Origin of the sequence: Lacrimispora sp. 210928-DFI.3.58, assembly GCF_020554865.1 — a bacterium.
Lineage (GTDB): Bacteria > Bacillota > Clostridia > Lachnospirales > Lachnospiraceae > Enterocloster.
In genome coordinates, this window is record NZ_JAJCIC010000019.1 from 11,453 (window position 1) to 32,674 (window position 21,222).

A 21,222-nucleotide genomic window follows, 5' to 3' on the forward strand; every position below is an offset into this window, starting at 1 on the left:
TCTGCTTGTGTATATAAAAAGAAAGTTTTTCAGGGAACTGGACAGAGGTTTCTTGTCTTTTGTTTGAAAATGATTTATAGTATGAATACATATACAGATTTCATTCGTGCTTTTATAAATGTAAAGGAGCCTTCATGACACAGAGCGGAAAGAAAATCAGACTGGATAATATAGGAATTATTAAAGATTCCACCATTGAACTCAAAGGATTGACAGTGGTGACTGGTCATAACAATTCAGGAAAGACAACAGTGGGAAAAACATTATTTGCCATATTGTCGGCAGTGGAGGATCTCCAGCAGAAAGCACTGAAGGATAAGGTCGATTTTGCCAGAAGTAAGGAAAATGAGATCCGGGATATGCTGGGAATGAACAGACTTTTCCATTTTGAGTCTATGAGTCCAATGATCCGAATTGGAAAAGCAGGGACTGATATCGGAACAAAGGAAGGCCAGTATCTGGGAGATTATTTAAGCGGAAATGGCCGCAGCGATTTTGGGGACTTTGCGGATCTTGCTGCTTATGTCCGCCAGCTGCGGGAGTCGGCCATGAATATTTCTGACGAGGCTTTAAAGGATATTTTATCTGAATGGGGAAACGGTAAGAGGATGACCAAAAGATCCCTTGACAGTAAGAGAAACCAGCTTGTCAAGTCATTGGATAATCTCTTTGAGAGCCTATGCAGCGATCCGGAGCTGACGCAATATGCAAATAAAAGGATCATCCGAAGCCTGCAGAAGGAATTCAATGGGCAGATACTTCCGGTCAGATATCCTGATGTCAAAGGTACGATTGAATTTTACAGCGATGATACAAAATGCTTTTTAATCCATGTATTGAAAAATGAATTGGCGGATAATGCAAAAACCTATTTTTCAGATGCATACAGGGATGTTATTTTTATTGATGATGTGTTCGCCTTAGATAAGCTTGGTGAGGCCGGACGCAATTACATGGATGTATATAGATTTCTGAATAACAGGCAGGAACGCCAATGGTCAGAGCGGTTCGAATCACAGGGGCATAATCAGATATTGGTGGAAAAATTAAAAAACAGGTCAGATAACCTCTTCGAGGAAATGATCAATCAGAATAAGGCCGAAAAACTTTTAAGAAAGATGGATGAGGTGTTTCCTGATAAGATTATTTTGTCAGATGATCAATATATTTGCAGTCAGAGCAAGCTGGATGTGAGAAACTTGGCAGCTGGTTCAAAACTATTTGCTATTATCAAGAAGTTGTTGGAGAATGGAGAGTTGACTGCGGATACCCTGTTGATCTTAGATGAGCCTGAGTCCCATCTGCATCCGGCTTGGCAGAACAGATTTGCAGAGATCATTGTTTTACTGGTGAAGTATCTTGAGATGCATGTCCTCCTTACTACCCATAGCCCCAATTTCCTTATGGCGCTGGATGTATATGCAAAGGAATATGAAATATGGGATGGAACCACTATGTATTGTACGGAGCAGAGTGAGAATGCTTATATGGTTCGTTACAGTAATGTAAAAAATGATTTGAAAACAGCATACAATAAGCTGGCAACTCCCCTGTTTGAATTGCAGAGCAGAAAGCTGCGCAATTCCGATGATTGAAGCGGAAGGCGGCATACATGGTAAATACAAAAGATATTTATAATGAGCTGGAGAAAAAATATAATCATAAAGGAGCCTTTGCAGAGCTTTCTAATAATGCAGCGATAAAAAGCATAGAAACAGCATACGATTATGATGAGATCAAACAACAGCTTGCCGGGCAGAAATGTACTTCGGCAGATGCATTATTAGTGAGACGGCATATTTATTTTATCGAGTTTAAAACAGGCTTTGCCAGTAAAAAAGAAGATATCAATACAACGACTCATAAAGACAATCTGCGTTTGAATATAAGGCTCAAAGCATATGAATCGCTGGCTTTATTTGAAAAGATTATTCTTGAGGGGATTGGAGATGGAAAATTAGCGCCTAATGTCAAAAAGGTCTATATTGCAGTAATTGACACATCCGCCGATCCAATGATGGGCTATTTGGATATTCTTCAAGGTGAGAGCGGGCAGCTGCAGGAGCGCCAAAAGGAACATAAGAAGATATTTGAAAACAGCCTCCTTAATTACAGAAAAACCGTTATGGGAGGCAGAGCCCTCTTTTATGACTGCCTGGAGATATGGTATGATTTTGAATTTGACGCAAGAGTCAGTAAGCTGAAATAATAGGCTTCCATGGGAGACAAAAGAAAAATGAGTACAATAATAATGGATAAGCAAGATCTCACTTACGCAGTGGCAGGCATGTATAATATGAAAAATGTTACAGAATATTATCTGCTTTATATAGCCCGCTTCTACCACCGCCTCCGATACTCGGAGGCGGTGCATCCTTCGATTTTCCGAAACACCTTATTAAAATAATTCAAGTCTTTTATCCCGCACCTCTGTGCGATCTCTCCAATATTCATATCTGTAAAACGCAGCAACTCTTTTGCACAGGTGATCCGTTTGTTTAATAAATATTGTACGATCGTCTGGTTATATTCTTTTTTAAATTCCCTTGCAAGATGATACTTGCTTATATAAAACTGCCCGGATAGGGTATCCAGGGTGATGGACTCATTGAAATGCTCATTGATATAGGTCAGTACCTGATACAGCTTTTCCTTGATCCCGGCTTGGCTGCCGCTGTGTTTCTGGCAGCCGGTTACGCTCAGGGTGAGGATCTGGGTGATCAGATAGGAGGAGGACAGATCGCTGTATTCTGATACATCGGAATTGAGGGCGATCAGCTCGTGAACAGCATCTGTGATGGCAGGCAGATTGTTGACGCGGAAGCAGTGGCCGTTTTTCTGGATAACGTATTGGTAGAGCAGCGGCGCCTGCTCGCCGTTGAAATGCAGCCACAGCAGCTCCCAGGGATCCTGCTCCGTGCTGATATGGCTGTAGGCTTCCCGGCAGTCGAGAAGGAAGCAGTCCTGGGCAGAGACCTCGTGTTGAACGCCCTTGTAGGTGATGGAACCGCTGCCGGAGAGCACGATCAGGAAAAGGTAGGAGCTCAGCCCGGAACGCCTGCCTAAGTGGGGCTTTAAGCTTTTTAAATAGCCGGCCTCCTGGATGTAAAGGAAGGTCCGTTTGGCGGTATCGCTGGGGGTGTGGATGATGCGGTGAGTTTCGGTGACTTCTGATTTTCTGTACTGTTCGAAAAAATGGGGCATAGCGGCTCCTCCGATGCAATGTTTTCCATAGCAATATAATACTATTTTTCCGCAATTATATCAATTGAATTTTAGGTCTGTCTGTATTATGATTAGGCAGACTGATCTATGACATCGTGCATCAGGCTGAAAAATGGGAAGAATACATGTAATATACAGTGAAAAGTGAGAGAGGTAGTATATGAGCAAAATAGCATTAATTACAGGCATTACAGGTCAGGATGGTTCCTATTTGGCGGAGTTTCTGCTGAGCAAGGGTTATGAGGTCCATGGCCTTATCCGCCGCCACAGCATTTCCAATACGGAGCGGATCGACCATATTATCCATTCTGATTATAACCGGATCAAATTTTTCCTGCACTATGCAGATATGACAGATTCCAGCAATTTAATGCGTCTTATTGCGGAGATCCGCCCATCAGAGGTGTATAATCTTGCCGCCCAGTCCCATGTGGGGGTATCCTTTGAGGTTCCTGAGTATACAGCTGAGGCAACAGGAGTTTCTACCTTGAAGCTTCTGGAGGCGATCCGCGTGAACGGAGGCAACTGCCGTTATTATCAGGCATCCACCTCCGAGCTGTTTGGCGGTCTGCCGGAGACAGCTCCTCAGAGTGAGGCAACGCCCTTCTATCCGAAGAGCCCTTATGGCGCCGCAAAGCTGTATGCATACTGGATCACAGTGAATTACCGGGAGTCCTACAATATGTTTGCCTGCAATGGCATCCTGTTTAATCATGAGTCTCCCCGCCGCGGGGAAAATTTCGTTACCCGCAAGATCACCCTTGCATTGGCAAATATCATTGCCGGCAAGCAGGAAAAGCTTTCCCTGGGCAACATGAATGCAAAGCGCGACTGGGGCTTTGCAGGTGATTATGTAGAGGGCATGTGGAGAATGCTCCAGCATGAGGTGCCGGGTGATTTTGTCCTTGCCACCAACGAGACCCATACCGTAAGGCAGTTTGTGGAAGCTGCCCTTGAGGAGCTTGGTATCCGTATCCGCTGGGAGGGAACCGGTGTGGAGGAAAAGGGCTACGATGAGGAGACAGGCAGGCTGTTAGTGGATGTGAATCCGGAGTTCTACCGTCCAGCCGAGGTGGAGTACCTTTGGGGAAATCCTGCAAAGGCGGAAAAGGAACTGGGCTGGAAGAGAAAGGTTGATTTCAAGCAGCTTGTGGCCATGATGATGGACGCAGATCTTCGGAAGATAGCTGGAATGAGTTGTGAGGAATACAGAAACAGGCATTAGAGAAAAGAGGTATTTGAAAAATGATGGAAAAGAGTGGAAAGATCTATGTGGCAGGCCACCGGGGAATGGTGGGTTCAGCGATCGTGCGCTGCCTTAAGAAACAGGGATATGATAATCTGGTCCTGAGAACGTCAAAGGAGCTGGATCTTCGCAGGCAGGATCAGGTGGAGCAGTTTTTTGCAGAGGAGAAGCCGGAGTATGTATTCCTGGCAGCCGCCAAAGTGGGAGGGATCATTGCAAACAGCAAGCATCCCGCTGATTTTATGTATGAAAATATGATCCTGGAAATGAACGTGATCCACAGTGCATTTGTGAACCAGGTAAAAAAGCTGATGTTTTTGGGAAGCTCCTGCATCTACCCCAGACTGGCTCCCCAGCCCATGCCGGAGAGCTGCCTTTTGACCAGCTCCCTGGAGCAGACAAATGAGGCCTATGCCCTGGCAAAAATTTCCGGTCTGAAGTACTGCGAATATCTGAACCGCCAGTATGGGACAGATTATATCAGCGTGATGCCCACAAACCTGTATGGGCCCAATGACAACTACCATCCGGAACATTCCCACGTGCTTCCGGCATTAATCCGCAGATTCCATGAGGCAAAGGAGCAGAAGCTTCCTGAGGTGGTGATCTGGGGAACGGGTACGCCTCTCAGGGAGTTCCTGTATGTGGATGATCTGGCAGATGCCTGTGTTTTCCTCATGAATACCTATTCCGGCAATGAGACCGTGAATCTGGGAACAGGAAAGGAGCTTACGATCGCTGAACTGGCAGAGCTGGTGAAAAAGGCAGTAGGCTACGAGGGCAGGATCACCTTTGATACTTCCAGACCGGATGGGACCCCCAGAAAGCTTTTGAATGTGGATAAGCTTACCAGTCTGGGCTGGACCTATAAGACGGAGCTGGAGGATGGCATTGCCATGGCATATGATGACTTTTTACACAGTGAGGTGCGTGCAGAGCGATGAATATTGTATTATTATCCGGGGGTTCAGGGAAACGCCTGTGGCCTCTTTCCAATGATTCGAGATCAAAGCAGTTTTTAAAGCTGTTAAAAAATGAAGAGGGCCAGTATGAGTCCATGGTACAGCGAGTGTACGGACAGATACGCAAGGCCGGGATCGACGCTCATATCGTGGTGGCTACCGGAGCCTCCCAGGTGGACTCCATCCGCAGCCAGCTGGGCAAAAATGTGGATGTGGTGGTGGAGCCGGAACGCAGGGATACCTTTCCGGCCATTGCCCTGGCCTCTGTGTATCTGGCTCTGGAGAAGGGGATGGATGAGAATGAAGTGGTTCTTGTGCTTCCTGTGGATCCCTATGCAGACATCGAATATTTCCATGCAATGATCGAGATGGAGAAGGCAGTTCAGGCCGGGATCGCAGATATGGTCCTCATGGGGATCCGGCCCACCTATCCGTCAGAGAAGTATGGCTACATTGTGCCGGAGTCCCAGCCGGTAGAGGCAGAGGGCGTTACCGCCTGGCCTGTGAAGCGGTTCCAGGAGAAGCCGTCCTATGAGAAGGCAAAAATGCTTCTGGAGGACGGCGCTCTCTGGAACGGCGGTGTGTTTGCTTTTAAGCTGGGATATCTTCTTGAGACAGTTCGGAAGTATCAGAGCTTTGGAGAGAAGGGGAAGAATTCCTTTGAGGAGTTCAGAAGCCATTACGGATGCCTTAAGAAGATCAGCTTTGACTATGAGGTGGTGGAGAAGACAGAGTCCATAGCCATGATACCTTACGAGGGGAAATGGAAGGATCTGGGAACCTGGAATACTCTGGCAGAGGAGATCGCGGAGCCTGCCATGGGCCATGTGCTGCTGGGAGAGGGGACGAAGGATACCACGGTTATCAATGAGACCTCCCTGCCGGTGATCGGACTGGGGTTGAACAATCTGATCGTGGCGGCAAGTCCGGACGGTATTCTTATTTCTGACAAGGGAGCCAGCTCTTATTTAAAGCCCTATGCAGAAAAGGTAAGCGAGCGCCCCATGTATGAGGAATTGATATGGGGAGATTACAGGGTGACAGATTATGTGCAGTATGCAGATAAGAGCTGCTCCCTCACAAAACACACCTTTATCCAGAAGGGCAGATATATCGGCTATCAGTGCCATAAAAAACGCGATGAGATATGGACCATTGTGGACGGTGACGGCGAAGTGATCATAGACGGGCACAGCCGGAATGTCAGGAGAGGTGATGTGGTATATCTGACTGCCGGACAGAAGCATGCCCTTCGTGCCCTGAGTGATGTTCACCTGATCGAGGTACAGATCGGCAGAGAGCTGGAAGAGAATGACATAGAAGAATTTACTTGGACATGGTGAGAAAAATGACACAGGAAGTATACAGACAGTGGAAACGGTGGGAGGAGAAGGCCGTAAAAGACGCGGATACCGCGAAAGAACTTCTGGGGTGGAAACAAGAGACGGAAAAAATCGGAGAATGGAAGAATCCGGAGCCGGAAGAGGAAAGTCCGGGCAGTCCGAAGGCCAGTGAGCTGGAAGCGCAGATCACAGAATGCTTCTATAAGGATCTGGAGTTTGGAACCGGAGGACTCAGAGGGATCATTGGCGCTGGGACAAACCGTATGAATGTGTACACAGTAGCCCGCGCTTCCGGAGGATACGCCCGTTATCTGGAAGGGCTCTATAGCGGAAGGGAAGGCATAGAAGTGGTCATTGCCTATGACAGCCGCAGAAAGTCCACTGAGTTTGCAAAGGCGGCTGCAGAAGTATTTGCAGCCGCCGGGATCCGTGTCCACTTGTTTAGGGAGCTGATGCCAACGCCTGTTTTGTCCTATGCAGTGCCCTATCTGGGCTGCAGCGGAGGTGTTGTGATCACTGCCAGCCATAATCCTGCTGAGTACAATGGCTACAAGGTTTATGGCAGAGATGGAGGACAGATCACGGGGGAGGCAGCAGAAAGTATATTTGCTGAGATACAGAAGCTGGATATCTTTGATGATGTAAAACGTCTTCCTTTTGAGGAGGCAGTGGAGCAGGGAAAGATTTCCTTTGTGCCTGACAGCCTTCTGGATGCCTTTATCAAAGATGTTTCCCATGAGGCATTTGGGGGAGAGATCGACAGAAATATTAAAATTGTATATTCACCCTTAAATGGTACTGGCTTGAAGCCGGTATGTCGTGTGCTGAAGGAAAATGGATTTTCCGATGTCCACGTGGTAGAGGAACAAAAGGATCCGGATGGGAATTTCCCAACCTGTCCTGTTCCGAATCCGGAGAAGAAGGAAGCGCTGACTCTGGCCTTAAGAGACGCAGAGCGTCTGGATGCGGATCTGGTGTTGTCTACGGATCCTGATTGTGACCGTGTGGGAATTGCAGTGAAAAGTGCGAAGGGGTACTGTCTGCTTTCCGGAAATGAAACAGGGATACTTCTGTTGGATTACATCTGCCGGAGGCGCCGGGAGACAGGGAAAATGCCCGATGATCCGCTGGCATTTAAGACCATTGTCACAACAGACCTGGCAGCAGAGATCGCGGAAGGCTATGATGTTGAGATGAGAAATGTTCTCACGGGCTTTAAATATATCGGAGAGCAGATCAGCCTTTTGGAATCAGCAGATGAGAAGGGGCGCTTTATCCTGGGGATCGAGGAGAGCTATGGGTATCTGACCGGTACCTATGTGAGGGATAAGGACGGAGTGGATGCTTCTCTTATGATATGCGAAATGGCTGGATACCATAAGGCAAAGGGGCATTCTCTTTTAGAGGTGCTGGATGGGATCTATGAGAAGTATGGTTATTATCTTAACACCCAGCATACCTATTCCTTTCCGGGAAAAGACGGTATTGAAAAGATGAGAGAGTTGATGGAGTCCTACCGCGGCAATATGAGGACCTTCCCCGCCTGCTGCGGCTTGAACATGATCCAGGCGGATGATTATAAGACTTCAAAGAGATGGCTGCCGGACGGAAGGATTCTTCCTATTGACCTTCCGCCTTCCAATGTAGTAAAATTTATCTGGGAGGATGGGACCTCGATCGCTGTCCGCCCCTCCGGCACAGAGCCAAAGCTGAAGGTTTATATCCAGGCGGTTGGCAAAAGCAGGGAGAAAGCGGAGGAGAAAGAGCGTGTATTAAAGGAATGGCTTAAGGTTTTGTAACACGTTGGATAAAAGTGAGGTATATACAAATGTATCAAAAGAAAGAGACGATCGAAAATGCCATTTTACTGGTATTGGATGTCCTGTGCCTCCTGGTAAGCGTTGCCGCTGCCTTTGCGATCCGTTATGGACTGTTTTATGGAAGGGATAAACATGGCGATCAGATATGGCAGGTGAGTTTTATATGCCTTCTTCTGATCGTGATCAATGTACTGATCAATTTTAATCATCATTTTTTCAGACGCGGGTTTTTTGAAGAACTGATAGCGGTCATAAAAATGCAGGCAGCATTTTCCATATGCTGGGTAGTACTGCTTTATATCATGCACAGGACGGACGAGCTGTCACGAATCGTATTCGGCGTATGTTTGGCAGTGAATATACCATTGAGCTACTTGGCGCGTTTGCTGTTTAAACAGTACATGGTCAAGATTTATAAGAAGAGTAAATACAGCAACAGAACGCTTCTCGTGACCAGAGAGGACAGGGCAGACGATGTTATCCGGAACCTGCTGGCTTACAATGAATGGAACCGCGTCCTGACTGGGCTTGTGCTTTTGGACAAAGATGCTGTTGGCGAGGAGATCTGCGGATATCCTGTGGTAGCAGACAGAGAGACCTTCCTTGATTATGTCATCCATCATGACATTGATGAGGTCTTTATCCTGGATTCGAATGTAAGGAATGAGCCGCTGATCCAGGAGTGGATATCAGAAATGGAAATGATGGGCATTATTGTGGATGTGAACATTGATATTTTTGATATCAGCAGCTCAGGAAAACGGTCTCTGAACCGGGTAGGAAAGTATGCGGTAGTGACATTTGCCAGAAATATTTTTTCCACAAGGGATATGGTGCTAAAGCGGGCGCTGGATATTGCCGGAAGTCTGGTAGGCCTGCTGATCCTGGGTGCTGCAGCGGTTTTTGTTGCCCCTGCCATTAAGCTGGAATCGCCGGGACCAGTATTTTTCGGACAGACCAGGATTGGAAGGAATGGAAGACGTTTTACCTTTTATAAATTCCGCTCCATGTACCAGGATGCGGAGCAGCGCAAGAAGGAACTGATGGCATCGAATGAGGTCACCGGACTGATGTTTAAAATGGAAAATGATCCCAGGATCACAAAGGTGGGAAGATTCCTGCGCAAGACCAGTATTGATGAGCTGCCCCAGTTTTGGAATGTACTAAAGGGTGATATGAGTCTGGTAGGCACACGTCCTCCAACGGTAGATGAGTTTGAACACTATGAAGCAAAGCATAAATGCCGCCTCAGTATGACTCCGGGGATGACAGGGCTGTGGCAGATAAGCGGACGCAGTGATATCAAAGACTTTGAGGAAGTCGTCAAGCTGGATATGGAGTATATCGATCATTGGTCGATCCTCAAGGATGTGAAGATCATCCTGCTGACAGTGAAGGTGGTTCTGACCGGGAAAGGCTCCAGATAGAATAGAAAAATAAAAGACCTGCTGCAAATAACTGCCAATACAATAAGGCATTGTTTGCAGCAGGTCTTTTTGTCATGAAGTATCCGGCAAAACGCACCATTGAGTTTGTTTGCCGGGATGGCTTGGTAATTAATAAGTTTTATACGTCCTCACATCCGGACTCTGCGTATCCCACTGTGTATCCCACACACCGTCTCCACCGATCCAATAGTAAACACCAGATGCGGCGGATTTCACGTAGCAGTTGGATACCATGTAGCCATTGCTGTCAAAGTAGTACCATTTTTCATTGATCAGGCGCCAGCTGTTTGTGGGATAGGCGCCGTTGCCGTATACAAAGCGCCATTTGGAGCCGGATTGCTTCCAGGCGCCGTTGTCGATGGTCCAGGCGTCCTCGCGGGTCAGGATGCGTCCTTCGGATTCCGTGGTCCAGGAGCTGTCCTGGGTACTGTTGGAACCGGTGGCCTGGACGGCGAAGGTGTAGGTGCCTTCTGTATTGATGTAAGCACTGAAGTCGTAGGAGTTATTTGCTGTGGTGACAGTTGTCAGAAGGCGGTTATCGCAGTACAGCCGTACCTCATATCGGCTGGAGCCCTCTACGGCATCCCAGGCGGCAATATTGCCGTTCCAGGAGGTGGCAGTGGTGCGGGGCAGGCTGCCGCTGATCTTGGAGAGGAAGACCTGCAGGGTCAGGGAGCTGCCGTCAGAGTCAATCTCAGCTGTTTTGTACTGGGCATTGCAGCCGGAAAGGGTGAAACGGCTCCGGCTTGTGTCGCTGAAGTAATAGCCGTCCTCGGCCGACAGCTCTACCTCAACAATGGGCTGTTCCCCGTAGACCCAGGTATCATCCTTCTTCGCATATTCTGCGCCCTCCACGATAAACTGGCGGCTGCTGGTGTTTGCATAGACTTCACCTACCAGCTCCCCGCCCTTTGGAGCTCTGTCCCAGGAAAAGGAGAGGGAAATGGAAGTGGTGGCCTTGGCCTCCGGCTCTTCTGCTTGGGCGGAACAAGCCATTCCGACGGATAAAAGGGCTGCTAAAAGTAAAAGCTTCATTGGTTTTTTCATGTGAATGTGTTCCTCCTTATTTTTTATAGATTGTCTTAATAGATTTCATACAACGCCCTGTTAGGACGCTCCGTATCCTTTTCTTTCTCCCAGCTTCCGTTTTCTCCTATAAAACGGTATGTATTCGGGTCGTCCGGCGACTGGACGTAGCAGTCAGAGACCATGCAGCCGTCCTTGTCAAAGTAATACCATTTGCCGTCTATGGAGCGCCAGGTGCTCACCGGATAGCTGTTGTCTTTGTAAATGTATCTGCGTTCATCTCCGGTCTGCTTCCAGGTACCGTTATCACAGAGCCAGGCATCCTCCTCTGAAAGGCTGATGATGTCATCGCATGTGACCCATGGGCCAGCCTGATCATTGTAGTAGCCGGTTGCCCGGACTGCGAAGGTATAGGTGCCTTTCGAGGTGATGTAGGGGCTTAAGTCATAGCTGATGTCTTTGGTGGTGGCAGAGGTAACGGGGATGCCATTCCGGTAAAGCTTTACCTCATATCCTCTGGCACCGCCTACCGCATCCCAGGAGGCGGAATGCCCCTCCCAGCTGGTGGCAGTGGTTTTGGGAAGAGTGCCGTCAATTTTGGGAAGGCGGACCCGGAGGGTCAAATAGCTTCCGTCCTCATCGATCTCGACAGACTGGTATGTCACGCTGCAGCCGGAGAGCGTGAAGGCACTGCTTGTGAGGTCATCGAAATAATAGCCCTCCTTGGCAGACAGATCCACTTCCACAAGGGGACGTTCGCCGAATATCCAGGTATCATCCTTTTTGGCATATTCAGAGCCCTCGATGATAAGCTGTTTATTTTTAGAGTCTGCCCGTATCTGTCCGACCAGCTCCCCGCCCTTTGGCGCTTTGTCCCAGGAGAAATCCAGGTCGATCTCTGTGATAGGTTTCTCCTCTCCATAGACAATGCCGCAGGTGCCGGCAGATAAAAGTGTTGTAAGGATCAAAAGCTTTACAGTATGACTGATCATAATATACCCCCTTATAGAAAGCAAGTGCCATCACAGTGCAATAATCCTATCTTCATTATAACAGATGAAAAAGTCAGCGGCAATGAAGAGAATCTTAAATTATTCATACAATTTGGAGCCCTGCTGCTTTAATTCACGACAATGGGCAATACTCTCCCTGTAAGGAGGGAGAAAGCTTATGAGAATACCTAGACACATAGGGATCATACCGGATGGAAACCGAAGATGGGCAGAGGGACAAGGGATGGGAAAGGAGATGGGGTACGGACACGGGATTTCACCGGGAATGGAGCTTTTTTACATGTGCCGTGATCTGGGCGTAGAGGAGATGACCTTTTATGGATTTACGGTGGACAATACAAAGCGTCCTTCTGTCCAGCGGAAGGCGTTTACAGCAGCCTGTGTGGCGGCGGTAAGGGAGCTTTCTAAGGAGGATGCAGAGCTTCTGGTGCTGGGCAATACAGACTCCTCCAGCTTCCCGGAGGAGCTGCTTCCATATACGGTCAGGCAGACCTTTGGAAGAGGTGGAATGAAGATCAATTTTCTGGTGAATTACAGCTGGGAGTGGGATCTGGGGCTTAAGGGAAGAGGCCCTGGAAAGGGGCCGTGTCTCATCGGACCCGGACTTAAGACGGCAGAGGTTTCCAGGATCGACCTGATCATCCGGTGGGGCGGCAGGAGAAGGCTGTCAGGTTTCCCGCCGGTGCAGTCCGTGTATGCGGATATGTATGTGGTAGATGAGCTTTGGCCGGACTTTCGGACAGCTCATGTGGAGGAGGCGCTGGCCTGGTATTCCAGGCAGGATGTTACCCTGGGAGGATAAAGGCATGCCGCCTATCCGGCGGCAGGACCTTTATAGTAATTTTCTACGACAAACAAACTGTTTTCTACATTTATAGACAGAACATGCCAGGGGGGTGTAAAATAGGAAGGATTAAATTGCACTACACTATGGGGAAATGTTTATGATACGAATTGCAGTTTGTGATGATAATTACCAGGTGTGCGAGCAACTGGAAAAGTATATAGAGTGTTTGGGAAAGGGCAGGGATATCGAGCAGGATATCTTTACATCTGGAATAGAGTTTGATGAAGCATTGCGGGAAAACCATTATGATCTGATATTTCTTGACGTGGTGATGCGTGATAAGAATGGCATTGAGCTGGGAAGGGTCATACGGGAGGAGCTGCACGATGATTCCAGTCTGATCATCTATATATCTTCCTACGGACAAACATATGCCATGGAGCTGTTCCAGTTCCAGCCATTCTATTTTCTGAAAAAGCCGATTGATTCCGAAGCCTTCCAACACATTTTTTATAAAGCCTGTGAGAAAATTGAAGGAAATGCAGGGATTTTTGAATTTAAATCAGGACGCACCATATACCGGATACCCCTAAAGGATATCCGGTATTTTGAGGGCGATAACCGGAGAGTCCGGATCGTCGTGGAAAATAATGTTTACCACTGTTACTCTACGATCGAAAAGCTCTTTTCAAAAATCCATATGGAGGAGGCCGGCTTTCTCCGCCTGCATAAATCCTATGCAGTCAATTTGAGATATGTAGCCTCCTTCAGTGTCAGGAATGTGACTCTGTTTGGCGGTGAGAAATTTACCATCAGCGCCCCTTTTAAGGAAAATGCCTTAAGGCAGTATGATGCTTACTGCGAAAAGCTGGGGGCTGTCAGGCGGACTCAGCTCTCGTAGAGGCCTTTGATGATGTCGACCGTTTTTTCCATACCGAGGCGGCTGACATTGAGGAGCATCTGGTGGGATTCAATGGATCCCCATTTGTTTTGGGTATAATTTTCATAATATTTTTTGCGCTGCCGGTCCGTGGACTTGATAGCGTTCACTGCATCCTTTTCTGAAAAGCCGTACCGCTCCATGATGCGTTTGATCCGGTCCTCCATGGAGGCACAGAGGAAGACATCGATCAGTCCGGGATGATTTTGGAGCACGTAGTTTCCGCAGCGCCCCACGATGATACAAGGCCCCTTCGCGGCAAGGGCATCTATGATGATGGTCTGCGTCACATAGGTGCTGTCATTCAGTGAAAGGCCATAGCCGGTTACAGAGTTGGGCTCCTGGGAGATCTGGTAATTGGCAAGAAAACGGGACAGGGCAGTCTCATCTACTTTTTCTACGCTGACAGCAGATTGGCCCATTTTTTCGGCAGCCATTTCCACCAGGCTTCTGTCATAAAGGGGGATGCCCAGCTGTTTCGACAGACGCTCTGCGGCCTCATGCCCTCCGCTTCCAAATTGGCGGGCAATGGTTATGATCTTGTTACTCATAGTTTCACTCCTTTCTAAATGGTATAAGATATGAAAAGTGCACAAATTTATTTTCTTATATTTTATTATATCGCACTATCTGCACAAAAGAAAGGGATAAAATTACGCATTTTCTTTTAATCTTCCAAGGGCTCTTTGGAAGCCGCGGCTTCCGCCGAAAGAGCCTGTCCGGCCTGGCGTTTTTCGCGCAGAAGCTCCCAGATGGTGTCATGCATCCAGTTTACGGTGTCGCTTAGGATTTTATTCTCCGTGTCCAGATTCATGATAACATTGTTCATTTCTGCGATCAGCTCACGGCTGTTGTATTTCTCATGGGGTATATTCAAACGTTTCAGCAAAGAAGGATTGGAATTCAGGATCTCCTGGGTCAGATATTCATCCCGTTCCTCACATGACAGCTGCATAAATTCCAGATAATGCATTCTTACCATGAGCATGGCGCCAGGCGCCCCGCATTTGGGACACTGGGGATGACGGGACGTGTGATAATAGGCATAGTGCCCGCATTTCGGGCAGTAAAACACAGCAAGCTCTCTCATAACTTCCTCCCACATTTTATCATCACTATAATAAATAGCGTATGAACTTCCAAATTATACCATTTTTTTCGGATTTTGAGTAAAAATCAGCAAAATACACAAAAAAGCAGCAGACTGTTTAGCTAGTCTGCCGCGAAAAATACCGTGCCATCCGCACCGCTGCCTGTGGAAAGATGAACGGATGAGCCACAGGCGCTGGTGGGAGGTATCGCATTGTTTGAAAGGTTATAGTGGGTGCCGCCGGATATTACTGGATGATACCCTCCGTATTTACGGTCCAGATGGTTTCATTGGTATCCTTGAAATCCTTAAAGCCATTGCCTAACTCAGGCCTCTCACTGGATTTGGAGGTGGAGCCGGCCTTCTGCACAGCGCCGTTGGCGTTTACAAGATAGCGGTTTCCTTCAAATTCAGCAGGGGCAAAGCGCAGATCCTTGTCTGCATCCTGGCGCAGGCCGTAGATGTAGAGTGTGTTGTCCTTAATGCCGTGGTAGCCCTGGCCCTTCTTGGAGCCGTCTGTGTGGAAGAACCAGTTCTGAGTCTCGCCCAGATCCTCATCGTAGATCGTCTGCTTTCCGGTCTTCATCACGCCATTTTCATCAAAGAAGTAATTGGCAGAGAGGCCCTCGCCTGTATTGACGACCTGCTTTCCGGTCTGCATTTCTCCCTTTGTATTGAAAGCATACTTCTTGGAATCAACGGTAAAGAGCTCTAAGCCGCTTTCGGCATGGTAGGGAGCGCCGTTTTTGAAGTAGAAATTGTAGAGCTCTCCGTCCTCGCTGAGATTCTCCACGCCCTCGATGGTCCTCCATCCGGATGCGCGTTTTCCGTCCTCATCATAGTACTGATAGCCGGCAACGGTTGGCTCTGCGGACACGGCAGGAGCTGCCTCGGAAGGAGTTGCCTCAGAAGGAGTTGCGGCCTGGTCCTGGGCAGGGGCAGCTGCTGCAGGAAGCTTGAACCAGCCTGTCTGCATGCGGCCGTCTACAAAGGTGTAGTAGGCGCCGTCGATCTTTCTGTCGACCTCATTTTCAACGCGCTTTCCGCTGTTGTCAAAGTAGTACCAGTATTCCAGAGTCTCAGGATCGTCTGTCTCTTCCTCCAGAAGGATCCATCCGGTCTTGCGGCTTCCGTCCTCGCCGAGATAGTAGTTGCAGCCGTCTACTGCGATGGAGCCTGTTTCCATGATGCTGTCCTCATTGAAATAGTACCACTGTCCGTTTATGGATGCCCAGGTGGATGTCAGCGCTTTTCCGTCTCTGCCGTAATAGTAGTATAAGAATTCCGGCGCGTCCTCCTCGGACCAGTAATCTTCGTTTTCTACGGAAACCCATTTCATAGAAACGCGTTTTCCGTCTTCTCCTACGTAATACTCATCAATCTGCATGTTGGAGGCGCGGATGCCATCGGAATCCAGGTAATACCAGTCGCTTCCGTTTTTCTTCCAGGTATCAGTCAGCGGATCGCCGTAGGAATCATAGTAGTACCAGTTGCCGTTCTCCTCTGTCCAGCCAACGTTTTTTGCGTAGACAGTGGACACATTTGGGAACAGGGAAGGGGTTACTGCTGCCATAAACATTGCAGTGGATAATACAGCCAGGGCTTTCATCTGTTTTTTCATAATTGATAATCTCTCCTTTTGAATATGTGTGGTTGGTTGTGGCCGAAAATCCGTTGTTGCATTACGTGGTTCATTATAGCGGACAGGATACGCAAAAACTAGTGAAGGTTAATGGCAGTTTTGGAAGGCTATGGAGGGCGGGGGGAAGCCCCTGAAACACGGGAAAACGTAAGAAGCCAGGTTTTGTTAAGAGAAAAGACAGTATTATTTTTATATTTTTTATGCTATACTCACCATATGATGTTGGGGTCTAAAGGTACTTTGACCCCTATGATACCGGATTTCTGGCCTTTTGACCCTGGTATCACCATATCGATCAAGAAGATGGGAGAGCGGGTTTATGAAAATGAAAATTTCCAACTATATTGCTTCCAGATTAGTCCAGGCAGGTATCTGCCAGGCATTTATGGTGACTGGCGGAGGTGCGATGCATCTGGATGATGCTCTGGGACACCAGGAGGGGCTCTGCTGTATTTACAATCACCATGAGCAGGCCTGCGCCATTGCCGCGGAGAGCTACGCCAGGATACACGGACGCATTGCGGCACTGTGTGTCACCACCGGACCCGGCGGGACCAATGCCATCACAGGCGTATTGGGAGGATGGCTGGATTCGATCCCCATGCTGGTGCTTTCCGGCCAGGTGCGCTACGACACCACAGCCCGCTGGTCCGGTATCAGGATCCGCGCCATGGGAGATCAGGAGTTTGACATCTGCAAGTCCATTGACTGTATGACAAAGTATTCGGAAATGGTGATCGATCCCATGCGCATCCGCTATTGCCTGGAGAAGGCTCTTTACCTGGCACAGTCCGGACGTCCGGGCCCGTGCTGGCTGGATATTCCCTTAAATGTTCAGGGCGCCTTTGTGGAGGCAGAGGAATTGGCGGGCTTTGATGCGGCTGATTATGAAAATGGCGGCGATGGCTGGGCAGGCCGGGGTGACGGGCATAAGATACCGGAGGATGAGGCAGGCCGCGGCGAATACCGCCAGGTGCTTCCAGGCAAGGTAAGCAGGGAGACGGCAGAGGAAGTGATCGCGAAGGTGCGGGCTGCGAAGCGCCCTGTGATCAATGCAGGCAACGGCATCCGCATTGCAGGGGCACATGAGGTGTTCATGGAAGTGACTGAGAAGCTGGGAATTCCTGTGATCACAGGCTGGGACAGCGAGGACTGCATGTACGATGAGCATCCCCTGTATATAGGCCGGGCAGGCAATATGGGAGACAGGCCAGGCAATTTTGCCATTCAGAACAGCGACCTTGTGCTGTCTGTGGGCAGCCGCTTAAGCATCCGCCAGGTAGGCTATAATTATCAGACATGGGCCAGGGAGGCCTATGTGATCGTGAATGATATTGACGAGGAGGAGCTTAAGAAGCCTTCTGTGCACAGCGATATGAGGATCCATGCAGATGCAAAGGATCTGCTGGAGCGGCTGGATGAGGTGCTGGATGATATCCTTGCAGAGGAAGGGGAGGCCCTCCCCGGCAGCCTGAGCCGTCCCGGCAGGAAGCAGGTGTTTGATGGCGGAGTGGGCCTTGGCGATATGAGCTGGAGTGAGACCTGCATCATGTGGAAGGAGGTCTACCCCGTAGTCCTTCCAAAGCATTATGCGGCGGGAGACGGGGAGCCGGCTAATGTGTATGCGTTTATAAAAGAGGTGAGCAGCCGCCTGAAGGAGGGACAGATCACCGTGGTGGGCAATGGCTCTGCCTGTGTGGTGGGAGGACATGCCTATGTTATCAAAAAGGGCCAGCGTTTTATCACCAACTCCGCGGTGGCAGCCATGGGCTATGATCTTCCGGCAGCCATCGGCGCCTGGGCTGCCTCCAGAAAACATGAGTGCTACAGCCAGAATGGGGACAGGAGCGGCGGGGATCTGATCTTAGTTACAGGGGACGGCAGCATCCAGATGAACCTTCAGGAGCTGCAGACCATTATCCACCACAAAATGGGGATCAAGATCTTTGTGATCAATAATGGCGGCTATCATTCCATCCGCCAGACACAGAAGAATTTCTTTGGGGAGCCTCTGATCGGCATTGGTGTGGACAGCGGCGACTTGAGCTTTCCGGATATGGAAAAGCTTGCATGGGCTTATGGATATCCTTACGTATGCGCCCGCCACAACAGCGAGCTTTCAGAGGCAGTGGAGAAGACTCTGGCAGCAGAGGGGCCTGTGATCTGTGAGGTATTCGTTTCCATGGATCAGAACTTTGAGCCGAAGTCCTCAGCCAAAAGGCTGCCGGACGGTACGCTGGTATCGCCGCCCCTTGAGGATCTGTCACCCTTCCTGCCGGAGGAGGAGATGGACCGCAATATGATCATTCCCAGGATAAAATAGGCTCTCGGAATCTCCCTTGCAAATCCAGGCACAAAGAGATTCCAAGAGCCTATTAAGGGATAGAGAGGCATCCCGCAGGGTGAGAAAGCCGGAAGGCAGACAGCAAACCTGCATGCGCCCGGCGGGCGGACGCGCCACCACACCGTGAAAGTCCGGCGGGCGCACTTGGCGTACCTGAATACATGCCACCTGTCGGCGACGGGACTTTCAGAGTAATAAAATCAAGAGGTGCAGTTTTATGCATGTGATCATGACCGGGGCCACGAGCTTTATCGGAAAGGCCGTGACAAAGGAGTTTTTAGAAGCAGGCTGCCAGGTGACAGCTGTGGTGCGGCCTGACTCCCCTGGGCGGGAGCAGCTGGAGAGAGAAGGGAAGGTCAGGGTGATCCCCTGCAGCCTGGATAGGATAAAGGAACTGGAAAATATTGGAATATCAGAAAAGCTCGGAAACACAAGAGCAGCAGATGCCTGGCTCCACCTTGGCTGGGAAGGGGCAGGCAGTGCCAACCGCCAGAATCCGGAGCTTCAGGCGAAAAATATCGGCTATGCCATGGATGCCTTAAGGACGGCAGCCCGCTTAGGCTGCAGCCGCTTCCTGTTCTGCGGCTCCCAGGCAGAGTACGGCATCTGCCGGGGGCCTATGAGGGAAGATATGGAGTGCCATCCGGTCTCCGAGTACGGAAAAGACAAGCTGAAGGTCTGCGAGGAGGCATCAGCAGAGGGAAAACGGCTGGGGATCTCTTATATCCATGCCAGGGTGTTCAGTGTCTACGGGCCTGGGGATCATCCCTGGTCCTTGGTTTCTACCTGTGTGGATACCTTTTTAAAGGGGGGCCACATGGAGCTGGGACCCTGTACGCAGATGTGGAATTTCCTCTATATAAAAGATGCAGCAAGGGCACTTGCAAAGCTGCTGCTTGCGAAAGTGCCTGCCGGTGTGTATAATGTGGCAGGGGAAGATACCCGTCCCTTAAGAAACTATATCGAAGAGCTCTATGGTCTCTGCGGCAGCAGAGGCTCCTATGAGTTTGGAAACAGGCCCCCCAATGCAGAGGGGGTGGTATCCCTGATCCCGGACCTGACAAGGCTGCGGGACACGGTAGGCTTTCGCCAGGAGATATCCTTTGAGGAGGGGATCCTGGAAATGATACAAGGGCTGAAGAAAGAGAGGAAGACAGATTCATGAAGCGATGCATTGCCTGCGGTGCACCTCTATGGGAGACACCGCTGCTTACACTTGATAATATGCCGTCTTCGGCGCAGCATATGCCGGATGCGGATAATGTTGCGGAGGATAAGGGGCTTACATTGGATCTATGCCAGTGCATGGGCTGCGGGCTTGTCCAGTTTGACTGTGAGCCCGTGGACTATTACAGGGATGTGATCCGGGCAGGCGGATTTTCAAAGACCATGGTGGAGCTGCGCAGATACCAGTATAAGCACCTGATCGAGACCTACCACCTGGAGGGAAAGAAATTCCTGGAGGTTGGCTGCGGCCAGGGCGAGTTTTTAAAGGTTCTGGAGGAGTTTCCGGTAAAGGCTTACGGAGTGGAGCATGATCCGGCTCTGGTGGAGCTGGCAAAGGCCCAGGGCCTGCATGTGGACCAGGGCTTTACAGAGACAGAGGATACGGTCTTTGCAGGAGGCCTTTTTGATGTGTTCCTGTCCTTTAATTTCCTTGAGCACCAGCCGGAGCCCAATACCATGCTCCAGGCCATTTACAGAAACTTAGAGGATGACGCTATGGGGCTGATCACAGTTCCCAGCTTTGAATATATCATGGACCACAACAGCTACTATGAGCTGATACGGGACCATATTGCGTACTATACCTTTGATACCTTGATGCCCCTTCTGGAGCGGAATGGCTTTCAGGTGCTGGAGTGCGAGGTGATCAACAGGGATACCCTGTCTGTGATCGTGAAGAAGCGTCCACAGACAGACACGGAGAATCTGTTAAAGTGCTATGTGAACCTGAAAAAGGAAATGGATGGTTATATGAAGTATTTAAAGGCCTGGAATAAGAAGGTGGCGCTCTGGGGAGCCAGCCACCAGGGCTTTACCTTGGCAGCTACCACAAAGCTGGGAGAGCGGGCAGAGTATATCATTGATTCCGCTCCCTTTAAGCAGGGGAAATTTGCTCCGTCCTCCCATCTTCCGATTGTGGCGCCTGCCCATTTCCATGAGAATCCGGTAGATGCCATCGTGATCACAGCGCCGGGCTATACGGATGAGATCGCAGCCTGCATACGGGAGCAGTTTGGAGAGCAGGTAGAGATCAGGGCCATGCGTTCCAATCATCTTGAGATGATATAACCGGCCAGAACCATTAGAGAAGGAGCAGAAAGCGGATGGAT

17 protein-coding genes and 1 pseudogene are annotated in these 21,222 nt (G+C 49.4%); 12 read left to right on the forward strand and 6 right to left on the reverse strand.

Going from position 1 to position 21,222, the window contains the following annotated elements:
* The first annotated feature begins 134 nt into the window (after positions 1-134).
* Both LIZ87_RS12525 and LIZ87_RS12530 read left to right on the forward strand, forming a co-directional pair.
* Positions 135-1,595, forward strand: a complete 1,461-nt coding sequence (locus LIZ87_RS12525) for an AAA family ATPase (protein WP_227147497.1) — start codon at positions 135-137, stop codon at positions 1,593-1,595.
* Between the two features lie 17 nt (positions 1,596-1,612).
* A complete protein-coding gene (locus LIZ87_RS12530) occupies positions 1,613-2,209 on the forward strand; it encodes a hypothetical protein (protein ID WP_227147499.1) in 597 nt (198 codons plus the stop codon).
* Positions 2,210-2,340: 131 nt separating this feature from the next.
* Here LIZ87_RS12530 and LIZ87_RS12535 read toward each other — a convergent pair whose 3' ends face one another.
* The gene (locus tag LIZ87_RS12535; protein WP_227147502.1) at positions 2,341-3,204 is read right to left on the reverse strand and encodes an AraC family transcriptional regulator; all 864 of its coding nucleotides are present in this window, start codon (positions 3,202-3,204) and stop codon (positions 2,341-2,343) included.
* 181 nt (positions 3,205-3,385) lie between these two features.
* Here LIZ87_RS12535 and gmd point away from each other — a divergent pair, with 181 nt between their 5' ends.
* The 5 genes from gmd to LIZ87_RS12560 are packed head-to-tail and all read left to right on the forward strand — an operon-like array spanning position 3,386 to position 10,023.
* Positions 3,386-4,450, forward strand: coding sequence for a GDP-mannose 4,6-dehydratase (gene gmd, locus LIZ87_RS12540; RefSeq protein ID WP_178315928.1), 1,065 nt, complete (start codon positions 3,386-3,388; stop codon positions 4,448-4,450).
* 20 nt (positions 4,451-4,470) lie between these two features.
* On the forward strand, positions 4,471-5,415 hold the full coding sequence (gene fcl, locus LIZ87_RS12545) for a GDP-L-fucose synthase (RefSeq protein WP_227147505.1): 945 nt from the start codon (positions 4,471-4,473) through the stop codon (positions 5,413-5,415).
* The gene (locus tag LIZ87_RS12550) at positions 5,412-6,776 is read left to right on the forward strand and encodes a sugar phosphate nucleotidyltransferase (RefSeq protein WP_178315927.1); all 1,365 of its coding nucleotides are present in this window, start codon (positions 5,412-5,414) and stop codon (positions 6,774-6,776) included. Before fcl ends, LIZ87_RS12550 begins: the two co-directional genes overlap by 4 nt.
* A 5-nt stretch (positions 6,777-6,781) precedes the next feature.
* Positions 6,782-8,575 (forward strand): phospho-sugar mutase, encoded by a 1,794-nt coding sequence (locus LIZ87_RS12555; RefSeq protein ID WP_227147508.1) that lies wholly within the window; start codon positions 6,782-6,784, stop codon positions 8,573-8,575.
* 29 nt (positions 8,576-8,604) lie between these two features.
* A complete protein-coding gene (locus LIZ87_RS12560; protein WP_227147510.1) occupies positions 8,605-10,023 on the forward strand; it encodes a sugar transferase in 1,419 nt (472 codons plus the stop codon).
* A 129-nt stretch (positions 10,024-10,152) separates the two neighbouring features.
* Here LIZ87_RS12560 and LIZ87_RS12565 read toward each other — a convergent pair whose 3' ends face one another.
* Together LIZ87_RS12565 and LIZ87_RS12570 are read right to left on the reverse strand one after the other, a co-directional pair.
* Positions 10,153-11,091, reverse strand: coding sequence for a hypothetical protein (locus LIZ87_RS12565; RefSeq protein ID WP_227147512.1), 939 nt, complete (start codon positions 11,089-11,091; stop codon positions 10,153-10,155).
* A gap of 35 nt (positions 11,092-11,126) precedes the next feature.
* Positions 11,127-12,062: a hypothetical protein gene (locus LIZ87_RS12570; protein WP_227147515.1), complete on the reverse strand. Its 936-nt coding sequence runs from the start codon at positions 12,060-12,062 to the stop codon at positions 11,127-11,129.
* A 178-nt stretch (positions 12,063-12,240) separates the two neighbouring features.
* Between LIZ87_RS12570 and LIZ87_RS12575 the strand changes: the two genes are divergently transcribed.
* Both LIZ87_RS12575 and LIZ87_RS12580 read left to right on the forward strand, forming a co-directional pair.
* The gene (locus LIZ87_RS12575; protein ID WP_227147518.1) at positions 12,241-12,885 is read left to right on the forward strand and encodes an undecaprenyl diphosphate synthase family protein; all 645 of its coding nucleotides are present in this window, start codon (positions 12,241-12,243) and stop codon (positions 12,883-12,885) included.
* A gap of 142 nt (positions 12,886-13,027) precedes the next feature.
* Positions 13,028-13,771, forward strand: a complete 744-nt coding sequence (locus tag LIZ87_RS12580) for a LytR/AlgR family response regulator transcription factor (protein WP_227147521.1) — start codon at positions 13,028-13,030, stop codon at positions 13,769-13,771.
* Here LIZ87_RS12580 and LIZ87_RS12585 read toward each other — a convergent pair.
* The 3 genes and pseudogenes from LIZ87_RS12585 to LIZ87_RS12595 all read right to left on the reverse strand — a co-directional run bounded on the left by LIZ87_RS12585 (position 13,759) and on the right by LIZ87_RS12595 (position 16,521).
* Complete coding sequence (locus LIZ87_RS12585) at positions 13,759-14,361, reverse strand: cytidylate kinase-like family protein (RefSeq protein ID WP_227147524.1); 603 nt, start codon at positions 14,359-14,361, stop codon at positions 13,759-13,761. The genes LIZ87_RS12580 and LIZ87_RS12585 overlap by 13 nt on opposite strands.
* Before the next feature lie 164 nt (positions 14,362-14,525).
* A pseudogene (locus LIZ87_RS12590) lies at positions 14,526-14,900 on the reverse strand (hypothetical protein); the annotation flags it as partial.
* A 247-nt stretch (positions 14,901-15,147) separates the two neighbouring features.
* Complete coding sequence (locus LIZ87_RS12595) at positions 15,148-16,521, reverse strand: cell wall-binding protein (RefSeq protein ID WP_178316518.1); 1,374 nt, start codon at positions 16,519-16,521, stop codon at positions 15,148-15,150.
* A gap of 340 nt (positions 16,522-16,861) precedes the next feature.
* Here LIZ87_RS12595 and LIZ87_RS12600 point away from each other — a divergent pair, with 340 nt between their 5' ends.
* The 3 genes from LIZ87_RS12600 (at position 16,862) to LIZ87_RS12610 (ending at position 21,181) form a co-directional block, all read left to right on the forward strand.
* A complete protein-coding gene (locus LIZ87_RS12600; protein WP_227147526.1) occupies positions 16,862-18,865 on the forward strand; it encodes a thiamine pyrophosphate-binding protein in 2,004 nt (667 codons plus the stop codon).
* A 238-nt stretch (positions 18,866-19,103) separates the two neighbouring features.
* The gene (locus LIZ87_RS12605; RefSeq protein WP_227147529.1) at positions 19,104-20,051 is read left to right on the forward strand and encodes an NAD-dependent epimerase/dehydratase family protein; all 948 of its coding nucleotides are present in this window, start codon (positions 19,104-19,106) and stop codon (positions 20,049-20,051) included.
* On the forward strand, positions 20,048-21,181 hold the full coding sequence (locus tag LIZ87_RS12610; RefSeq protein WP_178314225.1) for a class I SAM-dependent methyltransferase: 1,134 nt from the start codon (positions 20,048-20,050) through the stop codon (positions 21,179-21,181). The genes LIZ87_RS12605 and LIZ87_RS12610 overlap by 4 nt, the downstream gene beginning before the upstream one ends.
* Positions 21,182-21,222: the final 41 nt, after the last annotated feature.